This window comes from Nocardia sp. NPDC049190 (assembly GCF_040648115.1).
Lineage (GTDB): Bacteria > Actinomycetota > Actinomycetes > Mycobacteriales > Mycobacteriaceae > Nocardia.
Map to the genome: position 1 here is coordinate 137722 of NZ_JBEZDE010000013.1, position 17337 is coordinate 155058.

At 65.8% G+C, this 17337-nt stretch carries 13 protein-coding genes and 1 tRNA gene; 6 read left to right on the forward strand and 8 right to left on the reverse strand.

The annotated features are described in order from the left end of the window. Nucleotides 1–84: 84 nt before the first annotated feature. Together AB0B25_RS14455 and AB0B25_RS14460 are read left to right on the forward strand one after the other, a co-directional pair. The gene (locus AB0B25_RS14455) at nucleotides 85–507 is read left to right on the forward strand and encodes a PPOX class F420-dependent oxidoreductase (protein WP_357178518.1); all 423 of its coding nucleotides are present in this window, start codon (nucleotides 85–87) and stop codon (nucleotides 505–507) included. A gap of 323 nt (nucleotides 508–830) precedes the next feature. Then, nucleotides 831–1304, forward strand: a complete 474-nt coding sequence (locus AB0B25_RS14460; RefSeq protein WP_357178520.1) for a nuclear transport factor 2 family protein — start codon at nucleotides 831–833, stop codon at nucleotides 1302–1304. Nucleotides 1305–1331: 27 nt separating this feature from the next. On the opposite strand, the gene AB0B25_RS14465 is transcribed toward AB0B25_RS14460, so the two are convergent. From AB0B25_RS14465 to AB0B25_RS14475, 3 genes are all read right to left on the reverse strand, one after another. After that, nucleotides 1332–2633 (reverse strand): PepSY-associated TM helix domain-containing protein, encoded by a 1302-nt coding sequence (locus AB0B25_RS14465; protein WP_357178523.1) that lies wholly within the window; start codon nucleotides 2631–2633, stop codon nucleotides 1332–1334. A gap of 204 nt (nucleotides 2634–2837) precedes the next feature. Beyond that, entirely contained in the window at nucleotides 2838–3722 is an 885-nt protein-coding gene (locus tag AB0B25_RS14470; RefSeq protein WP_357178526.1) for a pyridoxamine 5'-phosphate oxidase family protein, read from the reverse strand. 23 nt (nucleotides 3723–3745) lie between these two features. Then, nucleotides 3746–5011, reverse strand: a complete 1266-nt coding sequence (locus AB0B25_RS14475; RefSeq protein ID WP_357178529.1) for a peptidogalycan biosysnthesis protein — start codon at nucleotides 5009–5011, stop codon at nucleotides 3746–3748. Nucleotides 5012–5470: 459 nt separating this feature from the next. Between AB0B25_RS14475 and AB0B25_RS14480 the strand changes: the two genes are divergently transcribed. The 3 genes from AB0B25_RS14480 to AB0B25_RS14490 are packed head-to-tail and all read left to right on the forward strand — an operon-like array spanning nucleotide 5471 to nucleotide 7566. After that, nucleotides 5471–5968 (forward strand): pyridoxamine 5'-phosphate oxidase family protein, encoded by a 498-nt coding sequence (locus AB0B25_RS14480; protein ID WP_357178531.1) that lies wholly within the window; start codon nucleotides 5471–5473, stop codon nucleotides 5966–5968. Between the two features lie 48 nt (nucleotides 5969–6016). After that, the gene (locus AB0B25_RS14485; protein WP_357178534.1) at nucleotides 6017–6424 is read left to right on the forward strand and encodes a YciI family protein; all 408 of its coding nucleotides are present in this window, start codon (nucleotides 6017–6019) and stop codon (nucleotides 6422–6424) included. Next, nucleotides 6421–7566 carry a DUF6596 domain-containing protein gene (locus tag AB0B25_RS14490; protein ID WP_357178537.1) on the forward strand — a complete coding sequence of 382 codons (1146 nt, stop codon included), beginning with the start codon at nucleotides 6421–6423 and terminating at the stop codon, nucleotides 7564–7566. The genes AB0B25_RS14485 and AB0B25_RS14490 overlap by 4 nt, the downstream gene beginning before the upstream one ends. A 356-nt stretch (nucleotides 7567–7922) precedes the next feature. Here AB0B25_RS14490 and AB0B25_RS14495 read toward each other — a convergent pair whose 3' ends face one another. From AB0B25_RS14495 to AB0B25_RS14515, 5 genes are all read right to left on the reverse strand, one after another. Continuing rightward, nucleotides 7923–8519, reverse strand: coding sequence for a hypothetical protein (locus AB0B25_RS14495; protein WP_357178540.1), 597 nt, complete (start codon nucleotides 8517–8519; stop codon nucleotides 7923–7925). Nucleotides 8520–9413: 894 nt separating this feature from the next. Then, nucleotides 9414–9489: transfer RNA gene (locus AB0B25_RS14500), tRNA-Thr, on the reverse strand. 62 nt (nucleotides 9490–9551) lie between these two features. Beyond that, nucleotides 9552–10757, reverse strand: a complete 1206-nt coding sequence (locus tag AB0B25_RS14505) for a DNA polymerase III subunit delta' (protein WP_357178542.1) — start codon at nucleotides 10755–10757, stop codon at nucleotides 9552–9554. A 225-nt stretch (nucleotides 10758–10982) separates the two neighbouring features. Beyond that, nucleotides 10983–13844, reverse strand: coding sequence for a type I DNA topoisomerase (topA, locus tag AB0B25_RS14510; protein WP_357178623.1), 2862 nt, complete (start codon nucleotides 13842–13844; stop codon nucleotides 10983–10985). Between the two features lie 380 nt (nucleotides 13845–14224). Continuing rightward, the gene (locus AB0B25_RS14515) at nucleotides 14225–14431 is read right to left on the reverse strand and encodes a cold-shock protein (RefSeq protein ID WP_011206895.1); all 207 of its coding nucleotides are present in this window, start codon (nucleotides 14429–14431) and stop codon (nucleotides 14225–14227) included. Nucleotides 14432–14867: 436 nt separating this feature from the next. Here AB0B25_RS14515 and AB0B25_RS14520 point away from each other — a divergent pair, with 436 nt between their 5' ends. After that, nucleotides 14868–17252, forward strand: a complete 2385-nt coding sequence (locus AB0B25_RS14520; protein WP_357178545.1) for a DEAD/DEAH box helicase — start codon at nucleotides 14868–14870, stop codon at nucleotides 17250–17252. The last annotated feature ends 85 nt before the right edge of the window (nucleotides 17253–17337 follow it).

Here is a 17337-nt window from a genome sequence, read left to right on the forward strand (position 1 = left end):
AAGCGGACCGGAGTGGGTCGCGACCGGGTCGGCGATCAGACGCCTACCGGGAATGAAAGTGCCATCCCTGCGGTAGAACAAAACATGGAACTCGACGATGCAGCTCGCGCACTCATCGGCGCCGGTGCCGAAGCCACGCTGGTGACGATCAACCCCGACGGTAGCCCGCAGGTGTCCGTCGTGTGGGTAGCGCTGCAATCAACACCCGACGGCGACGAACTCGTCTCCGCCCACCTCGCCGAATACCAGAAAGTCCGCAATATCCGCCGCGACCCCCGCGTCGCGGCAACGATCCTCGCGCCCGAACGCGGCGAGTTGATGCGGCCCTACCTGTCGGTCACCGGCACCGCACGCATCGTCGAAGGCGGCGCACCCGAACTCCTCGCGGAACTGGCCAAAACCCTGACCGGCCCGAACGTCGAGTTTCCCCCTGCCGGATCACCCCCTGGCCTGCTCACCCGTATCCGCATCGACAAAATCGGCGGCATCGGTCCCTGGACGTCGTGACGAGCGGCTGCTCGACAAGCTACGCCGGCCCTGGAATGCCGTGCGGCGAGGAGTTGCCACACGGCATCGTTTGTCTATTCGAGCGGCGGGTACGCCATCAACGCATATACCCGTACCAGCAAACGTCACATGACAATTCAAAGCCGGGTAAATATCTCCGGAATATATTCACGGAAGTGTTCCGCGCATCACCCCGATCCCGGCCAGCCCCGCGGGCGTGTATCGAATGGTTGTCCCCCGCTTCGGTGCAGGTGGCCCTCGACCACGCATGATGCTCCTCGCCTTGGTCATACCACGGCGAAAGGACCGACCAAGGAGTTGACATGACCGACGAAGCCCGCCCCCCACTTCCCCCCTTCACCAGAGAAACCGCCATCGAAAAGGTTCGGCAGGCAGAAGACGGCTGGAACTCCCGCGATCCGGAAAAGGTCGCCCTCGCCTACACCGTGGACTCGCGTTGGCGTAACCGTGCGGAATTCGTCAACGGACGCGACGAGATCGTCGCCTTCCTCACCCGCAAATGGCGTCGGGAACTCGACTACCGACTCATCAAGGAACTCTGGGCGTTCGACGGCAACCGCATCGCGGTGCGCTTCGCATACGAGTGCCACGACGATTCCGGCAACTGGTACCGCTCCTATGGCAACGAGAACTGGGAATTCGATGACAACGGGCTGATGCGCGTCCGCTACGCGTGCATCAACGATCTCCCGATCAAGGAAGTCGAACGCAAATACCACTGGACACAGGGGCGCCGCCCCGATGACCATCCCGGCCTGAGCGAACTCGGACTGTAAGTTCGCTGAGCGGACCCGGCGGCCGGCCTACGCCGCTGGTCCCCGGCGGGTACGTGCTTTTCGTCGAGTTCTCAGGGTGACGAACCAGGTCGAAACGCCGGTGATAGCAAGCATCAATGGCGTGAGGGCGAGAAGGAACCAAAGTATTCGCCACCAGCCGTTGACCAGCCAACCGAAATGCGCGGGACGGAAGACTTTGTCGTAGAAGGTGTTCGCCACCGGCCGGCCGTGGCTGGAGTCGACGACCTCGACATCGGCGCTGTCTTCGGCGTTGATGTAGACGAAGATGTCACCGCTGTAGAAGGCACGGTTTTCGTAGGGCGAATACGCGCCCGCTACCGCGGCCCGATAGTAGTCCGCGTCGGCGCTCGGCAGCATCAAATAGGCGAGTCGACCTGGGACATGTTGTAGTGCAATAGTGCTCGCGGCACTCACTGACACCGGCGGCTGCTGCCCTGACGTCGGCCGGGGCGTGAACGAGTCCTGGGGCATCGCGTTCACTGCTTCGCCGCCGGTGAGAGCGAGCCAGACCCGCTCCACGACGGGGAATTCGAACGCGGCACCGGTGACCCCCCACATGAGCAGGAACGGGACGCTGATGATGCCGATGACATTGTGTAGGTCGCGGTCACGGGCGTAGCGGCCTTTGTTCGTCCGGACACGAAAGCCGTGACGCCAACGCTTCAGCGCGGGCCACCATACGAAGGCGCCGGATACCGCGAGCAGTACCAGCAACAATCCGACGGCGCCGAGAATCAAGTGCGCCCAGGTAAGGCCGAGGACCGGCACCTTCGCATTGACCAATGGCACCAGCCCCGCATAGCGCGGGCAGCCGAACGCGCAGTCGTGCAGGTTGACGAGCAGGCCGAGTGGGCCCTCGGTAATTCCCGCATACGTGTTGATTCGACCGGTGCCCGGGTCCACCGAATAGGCGGTTCTGCGAGCGCGATCACCGACGGCGATGACACCACCGTCGGAGCCGACCCATCCGACGTCGAAGTCGGGGTCCGCCGTGCGCACGATGTCGACGGCTTGCTCGGTCGTGATGACCGTCTGGGCGTCGGTGTGCTGATAGAAGGATCGGTGGCTGGCCCGGAAGAGTTCCCCGTGATAGAGCAGTATCGCGCCGGAGGTGCACTGGACAACCAACAGCACACCGAGAGTCAGTGCGGACCAGCGGTGGACCACGATCAGGGTGCGACGGAACGGTGCGCGCGGCCGACGACGAACGGGACGGTTCGACTCCGCGCGGCCGACGATCGGCGTCTGCGGCGGCGAATCCCGGCGCGCCTCGACACGGCTCACGTCGCGCGCATCCCCTCCCGTCACACAGGACAGGCTAACCTAAATTCCTTTCGGTTTGTCGAGCCGCTACTGAGCACCCCGGACGGCATCGCGGCCGAACAACCGGACGATGTCACCTTCGTGACGGTGATGACACCATCAACTTCAACACGGGGCGGTGCGGCGACGCTCGACCACCGGAGGCGCGTCGGCGCACTGCGCGATCCGGTCAGCCCGATGCCGAGGCGGTCACCGGTCGATGGCGGCGACCGGGACTTCGATCCTGGTGTCGTGCTTGTCCTCAGTCCAGCGCTGCGCGTCGTAGAGCCACCACCGGTCGATGTCGAGGCGATAAAACCGGCGCGGACCGTCGGTGCGGAATTCCTCGAGCGGCAGCATCCACTCGGCCCGGACCGTGGGATCCGGGAAGTTCGATTCGTAGTATCGGTCGTAATAGGCGGGCAGCTCCTCGGCCGTGACTTCGCGGCACTCGCCGGTGAACTGGGCTCCGTCGATCGGTATGCCCGACGGTGCGTCGGAGCCGGTCAGCCCGGTGCGAAAAATCGATCCCGCGACCTGCGGCGAGCGGGCGATATTCGTCGAGTGCCGGGCGTCGCGCAACGAATACCAGAGCAGCCGCAGCGGCTGGTACAGCACGACGTAGTTGACGGTGGACGACCACGGACCGGCCGGCCCGCTGGTGGCGAGGGTGACGAACCGGGCCCGATCGAGCAGGACACGGCTGCGCTGCGCGAGAACCGCCGCATCCGATCGCGGGCCGGGTTGCTCGAGTGCGGGGAGTGGGATCGGATGCGGCGGGTCGGTGAGGATTCGCGCGTCGAGGATCTCATACCACTCGTCCTGGCCGGTCCGCCGCTTCTCCCATTCCGGATCTCGCGACCGTGCGCTGATTTCGCGACGGTAGCGGCCCCATTCGGCTTCGTCGGCGAACGTGACGTGATGCTCGAGGCAGTGCACGTCGTCACCGATGGTCACCGTGAACCACCGGGTGCCGAGCACCATGTCCAGGTCGGCATAGAACCAGAGCTGGCGGTCTGCGATCCACCGCCAGAACCCTGGCAGATCAGCTCGGGCCTTTGCGGTCGGCCGAAACCGGTAGACCAGATGGAGCATTTCGCCGGGCCTTTCGTTCGAAGTCAGAACAGGAATTCGAGCCAGTCGTGGCTCAACGAGGACAGGTACCCGGGAAATCGGTCGTAGTAACCGCGCGCCAGGTCCCGGTTGTGCGTACGCACGCGTTCGACGTCGAGTTCGGCATCATCAAGCAGCACCACAGCGGCGAGCGGTTCCACCACCGCGCCACGGCGGATCTTCGCTTCCAGCGCGGACGTCGACAGGAAGAGTCGACGGAACCCGTTCCGCGCGGCGTAATCGATGGGGGCATAACAGGTGGTAACGAAATACGGGTAGCCGTCCCTGCTCACCGATCCATCCGAGCCGAAATACCGGCCGTGCAGGCTGTCGCCATGCCGGTAACATACCGCGACGGTGACCGGCGCGCCGTCCCGAGAGCACAGCAACACCTTGGCATCGTCGAGCAGGCCAACTTGCCGCTGGGCGGCAAAAACACGATGTATCCACGAAGCACCGTCGCTATTACCGTATCTGCGGCGGTTGGCCGCGATCAATGGTGCGATCGCCGCCTCGATCTCGGGTGTGAGGTCGACCCATTCCAGGATGAAGCCGGCGGCGGTGAAATCCCGGAGTTCTCGGCGTCGGCGCTTGCGGTTGTGCCCGCTCGACTGTGTGAGCAGGTCTGCGGTTCCCCGAGCAGGGACCGCTACCGTAGCCTCGGCCGAATGCAGCAGCACGTGCGCGGCGGGATGCGCACGCCCGAATTCTCGTGCGGCACTTATCGGGAGATAGGGCATCACCACCCCGGCACGCCCATTGTCCCTGGCGTAATCGAGCGTGCCGGCGAGCAGGCCGGACAACGACGCCGACCGTTGTGGCCCGGTCGTGCAGATCAGGCCGTTGCGCACCGAGCGACGGGCGCCGAGCCAGACGAACGGGCGCTGCCAAGGACCGGCGAGTTCGGGAAAGAAATCTGGCAAATAGAACAACCCGGGAGCTCGCTCACCATCCCAGATCGCCGTCGCGCCCGTAATCCGCTCACCGGTACCGATCGTCAGGACCGGATGCGGGCCCGCCACCTCATCGAGATGGCGTAACCAGGCATGACTGCAGAACAGTTCACCAGCCGGAACCAGGCCATCCCATTCCACCGCACCGATCGCGTCGACAGCTTCGACCAGCCGCGTGCCGATAGATGTCCCGCGCATCACTCTTCCTGATGTACTAGCCCGTACCAGGATCGTAGAACAATCAAGCAGTCTATGCCGGACGCCCAGCTCGCGGGCCTGCGCGCCATGGGAATCGCACAGGTCTACCGAACGATTCATCCCGAATCGCCACCTGCGGCGATGATGGGCGTCAGCATCCGCCGGCAGTCGCTTCCGTCCATCACGCCGAAAGCCCGGTCTGCGCATCGAGGTGTTGTCGCCGCGCGAGTATCGCGCAGTCCGGAGTTCGTGAGAAATGTTGCGGTGCAACGTTTTTCATCATCAGATCGTCGCAAGCGACCGGGTCCGGCCACGGACCTCGGCGAATTCGAAGCAATCGCGGCGGAATCCTGCAGGTGCGCGCACACTGGTCAGCCATGGTCAGCTTGTTCCGAATCAGCGTTGCGACTGTGCTTCCCTGGCGCCATCTCGGTTGACCTCAGGTGGCCGCCCCCCGTTGGTCCGAAAAAAGCCGGAGAATTCTTCGCTGCGGATGTCGAGAACGTAGGACCGGCTCCGTCCCAGGGGGAGGAGCAGTCGAGAACGGACCGCTCCCGGACACCGACACAGGAGACAGTAATGGAACAGCATGCGATCACCGAGATCCTCAACCGCCCGATCAGCCAGGAGCTGCTGGCCCTCGACCTGACCCGGTTGGCCTACGTCGCCAAGGACGGCACACCCCGCAACATCCCGATCGGGTTCACCTGGAACGGCTCGCAGATCGTGCTCTGCACCACGAAAAACGCCCCGAAACTTCCCTCCCTGCGGCACAACCCCCAGGTCGCGCTGACGATCGACACCGTTGTCCACCCGCCGAAGATCCTGCTCATCCGCGGTCGAGCGGAGCTGGACGTGGTGGACGGCATCCCGGCGGAGTACCTGCGGATGAACGGCAGCTACGAAATGACCCCCGAGCAGCGCGTCGAGTGGGAGGCCGAGGTCCGCTCGCTCTACGACGGCATGGTCCGGATAGTCATCACCCCGACCTGGGTCAAGCTGATCGACTTCGAAACCACCCTCCCCACCGCGGTCGAGGAGTTGGTCCGGCAGCGAGCCGAGCGTCAGCGCTCCTGAACCTATCAACGCGGCCAGAATGGGCCGTACCGAAGCGAGGAGAACATCATGGCCAAATACCTGCTGCTCAAGCACTACCGGGGCGCGCCTGCGCCCGTCAACGAGGTGCCGATGGACCAGTGGACGCCGGACGAGCTGACGGCCCACGTGCAGTACATGGTGGATCTCGCCGCGCGACTCGAGGCTACCGGCGAGTTCGTCGACAGTCAGGCGCTCTCCCCGCAGGGCACGTTCGTCCGCTCGGACGGCGAGGGCCGCCCGCCGGTCACCGACGGTCCGTTCGCGGAGACCAAGGACTTGATCGCCGGCTGGATGATCATCGACGTCGAGACCTACGAGCGGGCGCTCGGGCTGGCCGCCGAACTGTCCGCGGCGCCCGGTGCGGGCGGGAAGCCGGTCCAGGAGTGGCTCGAGATACGACCGTTCCTCACCGCGATGCCCACCGTGACCGAGTGAACGAGTCGCTGCTGCGCGAACTCGTACCTGCGGTGATCGGTGTCCTCGTCCGCCGCGGAGCCGACTTCACCGCGGCCGAGGATGCCGTGCAGGAGGCCCTGATTCGCGCGTTGGAGAGCTGGCCGGACGATCCACCGCGCGATGCGAAAGCCTGGCTCGTCGCGGCCGCCTGGCGCAAGTTCCTCGACGCCGCCCGGGCCGATGCCGCACGGCGGGAACGGGAACTCGCCGTAAAGGTCGAGCCGCCGAGAGGTCCGGTGCCAGGCGCCGACGACTCACTGTGGCTCTATTTCCTGTGCACGCACCCGTCGCTGCCCCCTGGTTCGGCCGTGGCGTTGACACTGCGCGCAGTCGGCGGCTTGACGACGCGGCAGATCGCGACGGCATACCTGGTGCCCGAAGCGACCATGGCACAACGGATCAGCCGGGCCAAGCGGCGTATCGCGGGGCGGCAACTCGACCAACCCGGCGATCTGACAACGGTGCTGCGCGTGCTCTACCTCGTCTTCAACGAAGGCTACAGCGGTGCCATCGACCTGGCGGCCGAAGCGATCCGCCTCACCCGTCAGCTCGCCGCCTCGACCGACGAGCCCGAGGTCGCGGGGCTGCTCGCGCTGATGCTGCTGCATCATGCTCGCCGTGCGTCGCGCACGGGTCCGGGCGGGCGCCTGGTGCCGCTCGCCGAACAGGACCGATCCCGTTGGGACACCACCCTTATCGCCGAAGGAGTGGCAGTTCTGCAAGCGGCGTTGGCTCGCGACCGGCTGGGTGAATACCAGGCCCAAGCCGCGATCGCCGCCCTGCACGCTGATGCCCCGAGCACCGCCGAGACGGACTGGGTCCAGATCGTGGAGTGGTACGACGAACTGCTGCACCTCACGGGCAGCCCGGTGGTGCGACTCAACCGCGCGGTCGCGGTCGGCGAGGCCGATGGTCCGCAGGCCGGATTGGCGGAACTGAGCAAGTCGGATCCCGACCTGCCCCGGTACACCGCGGTTCGCGCCTACCTCCTCGAACGCGCCGGCGACCACGAACAGGCCGCCGCGCTGTATGCGGCGGCATCCAGCGCGGCCACCAGCGTGCCGGAGCGCGACCACCTCACCCGCGAGGCAGCGCGGGTACGGAAGTTGCTGCGTTCGTGATCGGTCTCCAACTCGCCAGAGATGCCCGCAAGGAAACACCCGCCATTCGGCATTACCCGAGCGGTCGCGACAGACCTCGCCAACCTTCTGACCAACCAGATCCTGCCATAGGTGGACCTGAGAAACAGCCCCTCCACACGATTACGCATGTCAGAGGCCCTTCAAATGGAGCCGCCTGGGGGAATCGAACCCCCGACCTTTTCATTACGAGTCGAATACGTCGTGTCCGTGCTGGTCTCGCTGATGTCCGTGCTCCTGCGTGAGGTGGTGATACGCCTCCGTGGGAGTTCCGCAGTGTCCGGGGTTGTCCGGGTGACTTGTGACAACTCGGTGACAACGGGCCGCGGAATTGGTCGTTACCGGATGCTCGTTCCAGTGACAGGGGTTGCGCGGATACCGGTGCCGTACTCGTACCGCAACCCGCCGTGCGCGATGAATTGCTGCGCGTGAGGCAGTACCGGATGCGAACCGATCTTGCCGACTGCCATCCGCCGGATCACCCGGTTGAGTCTGCTCGAAGCCTTCGTTACCGCAGCCCAGTCCCAGGCAGCGGGGTTACCCAGCCGAGGCAGGGTTGCCGCCCACGCCGCAGCACGCTTGGCTGTGTTGTGATTGGTGTGGGTCCAGCGCAACTCCTGGTCGCCGAAAGGGCCGCCGTAATCGAGCTGGATCAGTCCCCAACCCTCGCAGATGTAGCGAAATGGGGCGTCGCTGACCACATCCGGGGCAAAGTCGATCCGTCTTGCCAAGGGTTCCGGCCCCGCCCCTGCTACGACCAACATCAGCCGCCTACCTAGCCAGGTATCGGGGACTTCAACAGCAGCAGAAAACTCCCGCAACTCGTGACCCGGTTCGGAGTAGGACTCGAAGACGCGAAACAGGTCGAACTCGAAAACAACTTCAAGGACCTCCGACCAGTCCTCGTCCACGGCGTAGAAGTCGAGATTCGGCACCCGCTCACTATGCCATTCGGGCGACCAACGACAACGCACTGTAAGTAGCCGCATATAGGTCGTTCGGGAACGCGGGGTCCGCCAATCAACAGCGCGATAACCCGTTCCACTCCTGTACCGCTGCCAGTGGTCCCATGACTGGCAACGTGGTGGTCCCACAACGGTGGCAACCGACACCGGGCATTGCCCTGTTCGCGGATAGATCGCCTATCCGCCCGGCAACTTCTCTTCCCCTGCTTCCTCATACTGGCCGTCCTGTGCTGAAGGAGGGCTAGTCAAGGGTGCCGCAGGCATCACGCAGTGACGCGAAGCGCCCTTTACTCGCCGGACTGAAGTCAGAGAATCGGGCCAAGGAGGAGGCAGGGACACCCAACCCTGGATGTCCTCTCGAATCGCAAGTTCCGTCGTGTGCTGGTCCTGGTCGATCGGGACCACAGCCGGTTGACTGGGCAGAGTGCCGGCCGATTCGTGATCGGCTGCGGGAGGTCAGCCGGGTACGGCTCTCGTCGTGCCCAGCCCTGCGAGGAGGTTGAGAAAGTGGCCAGACAGAATCAGGGAACGTTCTGCCATGTCGCTAACGCGGTGCCGACGCGCCGACGCGCCGCGAGCGGGGCCTTTTCGAGCGAGCGTTGCGCGTCGAAACGCCTGCGGCGCCGCGTAAGCGGCGCCGCAGGCGCTCTTGAGGGGTGCCGATCGCGGTGATATCGGAGTGGCTGGGGCACGCTGACAGCGCGTTCACGATGCGCACCTACGTGCACTCCCAGAGCGATGCGCTGGCCTCCGCAGCGGGCAGGTTGGAGGCCGTTGTGACAAACCGTGACAAGACGGGTGGCCCGTCACCGCGCCGGAAGCGTCGACGCAAAGGGAAATCGGCTGGTTAGAGCTGATTTCTTGTGGAGCCGCCTGGGGGAATCGAACCCCCGACCTTTTCATTACGAGTGAAGCGCTCTACCGACTGAGCTAAGGCGGCGTGCCTCTCGGCCACGCGAGTCTATCGTCTTGTCGCCGGATCGCGAAAACGGGTGGTCACCGTCAGCGTGATTGGGCGGCTAACAGGCCCGCGGCCATGGCGGCGAGGGCGAAGCGGGGTTTGACGTTCAGATCGAGGGCTTCGCGACAGGCGAGGACGGCCTCGATGGAGCTGAGTAGGCCGGTGGGCGGTATCCGTGCGGCGAGGTCGTGGATCTGGTCGGACAGGTCCGGGTGGGTGAGCGCGACGCCGGAACCGCCGCGAGCGGCGCCGAACCGGACGGCCAGGGCGTCGCGGAAGACGCCTGCCACGTCGATCAGGGCACGATCGAGCGCATCGCGTCCAGTGCGCGTGGCGCGAGATTTCTGCCGTCGCTCCAGGTCCTTGAGTACGCCCGCGGAACCGCGGGTGGCGCCGGCCGCGCCCTTGCCGGTGCCACCCGCACCCAGCGCGGTGGCGAGTTCTTCGCGTTCGCGTTCGTCCCGGGCGGCGCTCATCTGCTTGGCCTCGTCGTCGGCCGCGCGCACCAGTTCGTCGGCGGCGGCATAGACCGCCCCGGGGTTGCCGACCGCGGCGACCAAAGCCAGTGCCCGTCGGCGGCGGGACCGCGCCTCCTCGTCGGTGGCGAGCCGCCGGGCGCGACCGATGTGTCCGCCGCTGATGGCGGCGGCCCAGTTCGCGGTCTCCTCGTCCAACTCGTCGCGTTCGTGGAGCACCCGGGCGATGGCGGGTACCGACGGCGTCACCAGGTGCACATGTCGACAGCGGGACCGCAGCGTGACCGAGATGTCCTCCGGATCCACCGAGGGCGCGCACAGCAGGAAGACCGTCCGGTCCGGCGGCTCCTCGACCACCTTGAGCAGCACATTGCCTGCGGCCTCGGTCAACCGGTCAGCATCCTCGATGACCACCACCTGCCAGCGACCGGTGCTCGGCCTGCGCGAGGCGACCTGCACGATCTCGCGCATCTCCTTGGTGCTGATGCTCAGCCCTTCTGGCACCACCCGACGCACATCGCCGTGCGTGGCGGCCATGGTGGTCGCGCAAGCGTGGCACCTGCCGCACCCGGGCGTTCCCGGGTCGGTGCATTGCAATGCGGCCGCAAAGCACAGTGCCGCAACGGATCTGCCCGATCCCGGCGGGCCGGTGAACAGCCACGAATGCGTCATCGCACCCTCGACCACGCCGTTGCGGGCCGCGATCGCGGCAGCCGTCAGCTCGGACTCGACCGCATCCTGGCCGACCAACCGATCGAAGACACCCGCCACGCAGTACACCCTAGCCGTCTGCGCCGACACATCGGTTCGCACATCGCCCTGGTTGCGAACACCCGATATGCGGTTTACGAGGCAATCTGATATGCGCTGTTCGCGCAGTCGAGCGCCGCGCGAGTGAGGTCGACGTGACCGGAATGGCTGCGCGAGATATGCCGTACCGTGCAGCGCACCGACTGCCAGTCGATCAGGTCATGGCCGACGCCACCAGCCGAGTGCTTACGACTTTCCGACCCCGGTTTTCTTCGCCGCCGACTTCTGTGCCGTGGTCTTCTTGGCCACCGTCTTGGTGGTGGTCGCCTTGGTCGCGGCCGTCTTCTTCGCGGTGGCTTTCTTGGCGGCGGTCTTCTTCGCCGCGGTCTTCTTCGCCGCGGTCTTCTTCGCCGCCTTCTTCACCGGGCCGCGCGCCCGCCGATCAGCGAGCAGCTCCATCGCCCGCTCGGGCGTGATCGACTCGATTTCGTCACCCTTACGCAGGGTCGCATTGGTCTCGCCGTCGGTGACATACGGGCCGAAACGGCCGTCCTTGATCACCATCGGCTTGCCGGTGGCCGAATCGTCGCCGAGTTCACGCAACGGAGCCGCACTGGATGCCTGCCGGCCGCGCCGCTTCGGCTCGGAGTAGATCTTCAGCGCCTCCTCCAGCGACACCGTGAAGATTTGATCTTCGGTGTTCAGCGACCGCGAGTCGGTACCCTTCTTCAAATACGGTCCGTACCGACCGTTCTGCGCGGTGATCTCCTCGCCGTTCGCCGGGTCGGCGCCGACCACGCGTGGCAGTGACAGCAGTTTGAGCGCGTCGTCGAGTGTGATGGTCGCCAGGTCCATCGATTTGAACAGCGAGCCCGTGCGGGGTTTCGGCGCGGCGGCCTTCTTCGCGGTCTTCTTGGCAGGCGCTGGGCTGTCCTCGACGGCAGCCTCGGGCAGGATTTCGGTGACGTACGGGCCGAAGCGCCCTTCCTTGGCCACGATCTCGTGCCCGGACGCGGGATCGACACCGAGTGAACGCCCTTCCTGCGGCGTCGAAAACAGCTTCTCGGCTACCTCGGGAGTCAGTTCGTCCGGCGGAAGATCGTCGGGCAGGTTGGCCCGCTGCGATACCGAATCCCCCTCGGGGTCATTGGGATCGGCAACCAGACGCTCCAGATACGGTCCGTACTTGCCGACCCGGACGACGACATCGCGTCCTTCGGAATCGCTGAACAGCTTGATCGAGTTGATTTCTCGCGCGTCGATGTCATCGAGCCGCTCGCCGACCATCTTCTTCAGTCCGCCCGACCGCGCGACCGAACCCTCCACGCCGTGCTCGCCGCCGAAGTAGAAGCTGGACAACCAGTTTCCGCGCTGCTCGCGTCCGCCGGCGATGGCGTCGAGGTCGTCCTCCATCGCGGCGGTGAAGTCGAAGTCGACCAACCTGCCGAAATGTTCTTCCAGCAGGCCGATCACCGCGAAGGCCACCCAGGACGGCACCAGCGCGCTACCGCGCTTGTACACATACCCGCGGTCGAGGATCGTCTTGATGATCGATGAATAAGTCGAAGGACGGCCGATGCCGAGCTCTTCGAGTGTCTTGATCAGCGACGCCTCGGTGTAGCGCGCCGGCGGATTCGTACTGTGCCCATCGGGATTCAGCTCGACGGCGGTGACGCCCTGCCCCTCCGCCAGCGCGGGCAGGCGGGATTCGGCGTCGTCGGACTGACCGCCGGCCTCCTCGTCCACGCTCTCCACGTAGGCCTTCAGGAAGCCGGGGAAGGTGAGGGTGCGGCCGGAAGCGGAGAACACGCACTCCTCGCCGGTGGCCGCGACGCCGGTGATGCGCAACGTCAGCGTGGTGCCCCGTGCGTCGGCCATCTGCGAGGCGACGGTGCGCTGCCAGATGAGTTCGTAGAGGCGGAACTCGTCGTTGTCCAGCCGTGAGTGCAACTGGCCTGGCGTAGCGAATGTATCGCCGGCGGGCCGAATCGCCTCGTGTGCTTCTTGGGCGTTCTTCACCTTGCGGTTGTATTGCCGCGCGGTCGGGTGCACATACTCGGCGCCGTAGAGCTGCGTCGCCTGCGCGCGCGCCGCGGCGATCGCCGACTCCGACAGCGTGGTCGAGTCGGTACGCATGTAGGTGATGTAGCCGTTCTCATACAGCCGCTGCGCGACCCGCATGGTCCGCTCGGAGGTGAAGCGCAGCTTGCGCCCGGCCTCTTGCTGCAACGTCGAGGTCATGAACGGCGGATACGGCTTGCGGGTGTACGGCTTGGCCTCCGCGGAGGAGACCACCAGGTCGGCGCCGTCGAGTGACTCCGCGAGCCGCCGCGCGTACCCCTCGTCCAGCACGATGACACCGGTGGTGACCTTGAGCTGTCCATCGGAACCGAAATCGCGGCCGGAGGCGACCCTGGCGCCGTCGATGGTGACCAGCCGCGCGCCGAAAGTCCTCGGGTTGGTGGTAGCACTGTCAGCGCCGTTGCCCGCATCCAGCTTCGCGGCGATATCCCAGTATTCGGCCGAGCGGAACGCCATGCGCTCCCGTTCGCGCCGCACGATCACGCGGGTGGCGACCGACTGCACGCGGCCCGCCGACAATCGCGGCATGACCTTCTTCCACAGCACCGGGCTGACCTCGTAGCCGTAGAGCCGGTCCAGGATGCGGCGGGTCTCCTGCGCGTCGACCAGATCGCTGTCGAGTTCGCGAGTGTCCGCGGCGGCGGCTTGGATGGCGGGCTCGGTGATCTCGTGGAACACCATCCGCCGGACCGGCACCTTGGGCTTGAGCGTCTCGAGCAGGTGCCAGGCGATGGCCTCGCCCTCGCGGTCGGGGTCGGTGGCCAGATAGAGCTCGTCGGCGTCCTTCAGCAGGCTTTTGAGCTCGGTGACCTTGGCCTTCTTGTCCGGACTCACGACGTAGATGGGCTCGAAGTCGTTGTCCACGTCCACGCCGAGACGCGCCCAGGACTGCCCCTTGTACTTGGCCGGAACATCCGCCGCGCCACGCGGCAGATCCCGAATATGGCCGACCGACGCCTCGACCGTGTAGTTACGACCGAGGTAGGGCGCGATCTTGCGGGCCTTGGTCGGGGACTCGACGATCACGAGACGACGCAGGGGACGGCCCTGGTCGGCTGCACCGCGGTCTCGTGTTGCCACCGGCGAATACACCTTTCCTTATCGACCCGCGCTGCGTTGTTTCGCGCTGTGCGCGGCTGGGGCAAGCGGCTACGACGGCTGGACGTTGCCACCAGACACCGTTTATACCTCGACACCGCATGCGGCCGAGTGCTTGCGACTCGAACCACTGAGCGTACGCGCGTCGGTTCGAGTCAGTATGCCTTGTCGCGTGGCCCACACCGACGCCGCGGCGTCCGCGGCGGGAGGTACCGCCGATTGCGCGTGTCGTGTTCCTACCCCGGATATAGCTCGTCCCTCACCCCCGTTGCCGGTGGTGAGGGACGGGCAATAGATAGTTGCGTCGCTCAGCTGAGCGCGCGAACTCCGGTGGCCTGTGGGCCCTTGGTGCCCTGGCCGACCTCGAACTCGACCTTCTGGTTCTCCTCGAGGGTGCGGAAGCCCGAACCCTGGATCTCGGAGTAGTGGACGAAGACGTCAGCGGAGCCGTCCTCGGGCGCGATGAAGCCGAACCCCTTCTCCGCGTTGAACCACTTCACAGTTCCCTGTGCCATTCTGTTCCTTCTCTTTTCTTACCGGAACGGCGGACAACTGGGTTCGTCCACCGGGTCCGTTCCGACCGTTGTACTGTTGGTTCCCCCTGCAGGAAAGCACCAAGCACAGCGTTCGCAACATCGATCCTGCTGACGGTTTGGACTTTGGATCCGTCCCTCGAACACAGAAGCTTGCGACCAGGAACCAGTGAACCATGTCTTCCGGCAATTCAACAGTCGCGTTACCGACAATTTGCAAAAAAGTTGATCTTGCGAATGCGCAGGTGAGGGACACAATGGCGGAATCCAGACTTGGGGTTCGTTTGCCCCCTGATAACCGAGTCGACGTTCGGCAAACAGGCTGTGACCCAGGTCGCTATTGGGTATCGAAATGGCAGGTAGGACTTCCCAAGCGCACACGTTTCACACTAACCGCGTGCATCACGGAGCCCGCCTCATGAATCCACTGGAGTCTGCGCCCCGATCCGAACCCCGAACCGACCCCAGCTACGGGACATCGTTGCTGAATCGTGTCCAAGCCGGGCTACCGGATAACGATCCGAGGCTGACCCATGTCGTCGAACTCGCCGCGCGTGCCGCCGATGTCACTGTCTGGCCCACCTGGGCATCGCCCGAAGTGGTTGCGGCGATGAAAGACACCGGGGTCGATGCACCGTGGACTCACCAGATCGAGACAGCGAACCTGGCTTTCGAGGGAAAGCATGTGGTCGTCAGCACCGGAACCGCGTCGGGAAAGTCGCTCGGCTATCAACTTCCCGTGCTCAGCGCGCTGCAGGCGGATCCAAAGGCCACCGCGCTGTATCTGGCGCCGACCAAAGCGCTTGGTGCCGATCAGCTGCGGGCCCTCGGCACACTCACCCGCGAAGGGCCGTTGCGCGATATCCATCCGGCCACCTACGACGGCGACACCCCGGCCGAGATCCGGCAGTGGGTGCGCGCCAACGCGCGCTGGATCTGCACCAACCCCGACATGCTCCACCTGGGGATATTGCGGTCGCATCAGCGTTGGGCCCGCGTATTACGCGGATTGCGCTACGTGGTCGTCGACGAATGCCATGCCTACCGGGGAGTTTTCGGCTCGCACGTGGCGTTGGTGTTGCGCAGGCTACGGCGGATCACCGCACGCTACGGCGCCGACCCGGTGTTCGTGCTGTGCTCGGCGACCACGGCCGAACCGGCGGCGGCCGCGTCGCGACTGATCGGCGCGCCCTGCACCGCGGTCACCGAAGACGGCTCGCCACGGGGAGCTCGGACCGTCGCGCTGTGGGAACCACCACTGCTCACCACGGTTACCGGCGAAAACGGTGCACCGGTGCGCCGGGCGGCCACCGCGGAGGCGGCCGGGATCATGGCGGATCTGGTGACGGAAGGGGCACGGACCTTGACGTTCGTGCGCTCGCGGCGGGCCGCCGAACTCACCGCGATGGAGGCTCGCAGGCTGTTGGCCGACGTCGATCCAGCCCTGGCCGAGCGGGTGGCGTCCTATCGCGCGGGGTACCTGGCGGAGGATCGGCGCGATCTGGAGACGGCACTGTCCAACGGGTCGCTGCTCGCCGCCGCGACCACCACCGCCCTGGAACTCGGCGTCGATATCGCGGGCTTGGACGCCGTGGTAATCGCCGGTTTTCCCGGCACCGTCGCGTCGTTCTGGCAGCAGGCCGGCCGCGCCGGCCGCCGAACCCAGGGATCGCTGGTTCTGCTCGTGGCCAGGGACGATCCGCTGGACACCTACCTGGTGCACCACCCCGCGGCGCTGCTGGACAAGCCGGTCGAGGCCACCATCACCGATCCGCGCAATCCTTATGTGCTCGGGCCGCAACTGCTCTGCGCCGCATTGGAACTGCCGCTCACCGACACCGAGGCGGACGAGCTCGGCGCACGTGCGGTGCTGCACGATCTGGCCGAGCAAGGGTTGATCCGGTGGCGAGCCGGGAAGAAAGGCGGACGGTGGTATGTGACCGCCGAGACGCAGCCACACGACGCGGTCGATGTACGCGGCGGCATCGGGACTCCCGTGGCCATCGTGGACGGCGAGACCGGCAGGCTGCTCGGCACCGCCGACGCGGGACGGGCACCGGCGACCCTGCACCAAGGCGCCGTTCACCTGCACCAAGGCGACACATACGTGGTCGACGACCTCGATCTCGAAGACGGCGTCGCCTTCGTGCGGGCAGCCCAACCCGGATGGACCACCAGCGCCCGCCAGGTCACCTCGATCGCCATCGACGCAGTGGTCGAGCAACACCGCCACGGTCACGTGACGACTGGACTGGTCCAGGTGCGGGTCACCAGCCAGGTGGTCGGCTATCTGCGCACGCTGGTCACCGGAGAGGTACTCGATTTGGTCGAACTCGACCTGCCCGCGCAGACGCTGCACACCAGAGCAGTCATGTACACCGTGACGCCGGAGTTGTTGGCGCAGGCCGGAATCGAATTCGACGACGTCCCCGGTGCACTGCACGCGGCCGAGCACGCGGCAATCGGTCTGTTGCCCCTGGTGGCGACCTGTGATCGCTGGGACATCGGTGGCGTCTCCACCGCCGAGCACCCCGACACCGGACTGCCCACCGTCTTCGTCTACGACGGCCAGCCAGGGGGAGCGGGATTCGCCGAGCGTGGATTCGCCCGACTGCGGCACTGGCTTTCGGCGACGCTTGCGGCCATCGAGTCGTGCGGGTGTGTGGCCGGGTGCCCTTCCTGCGTCCAATCGCCCAAGTGCGGCAACGGGAACCATCCGCTGGACAAGGCGGGCTCGGCGCGCCTGCTCACGGCGGTGCTGTCCGTGCTGCCGTCGAGCGAAACCGCTGTATACGGCGGGTGACGGCGCAACCGTCGCACCCGGCCGGCTGCTATCCGACCAGCATGTCGTCGACATAACTCGACCGGACTCCAGAGTGGAATGGAAC

Coding starts and splice junctions, on each gene's coding strand:
- AB0B25_RS14455 (WP_357178518.1), top strand. CDS start 85: ATGGAACTCGACGATGCAGCTCGCGCACTCATCGGCGCCGGTGCCGAA.
- AB0B25_RS14460 (WP_357178520.1), top strand. CDS start 831: ATGACCGACGAAGCCCGCCCCCCACTTCCCCCCTTCACCAGAGAAACC.
- AB0B25_RS14470 (WP_357178526.1), bottom strand. CDS start 3,722: ATGCTCCATCTGGTCTACCGGTTTCGGCCGACCGCAAAGGCCCGAGCT.
- AB0B25_RS14475 (WP_357178529.1), bottom strand. CDS start 5,011: ATGAATCGTTCGGTAGACCTGTGCGATTCCCATGGCGCGCAGGCCCGC.
- AB0B25_RS14480 (WP_357178531.1), top strand. CDS start 5,471: ATGGAACAGCATGCGATCACCGAGATCCTCAACCGCCCGATCAGCCAG.
- AB0B25_RS14485 (WP_357178534.1), top strand. CDS start 6,017: ATGGCCAAATACCTGCTGCTCAAGCACTACCGGGGCGCGCCTGCGCCC.
- AB0B25_RS14515 (WP_011206895.1), bottom strand. CDS start 14,431: ATGGCACAGGGAACTGTGAAGTGGTTCAACGCGGAGAAGGGGTTCGGC.
- AB0B25_RS14520 (WP_357178545.1), top strand. CDS start 14,868: ATGAATCCACTGGAGTCTGCGCCCCGATCCGAACCCCGAACCGACCCC.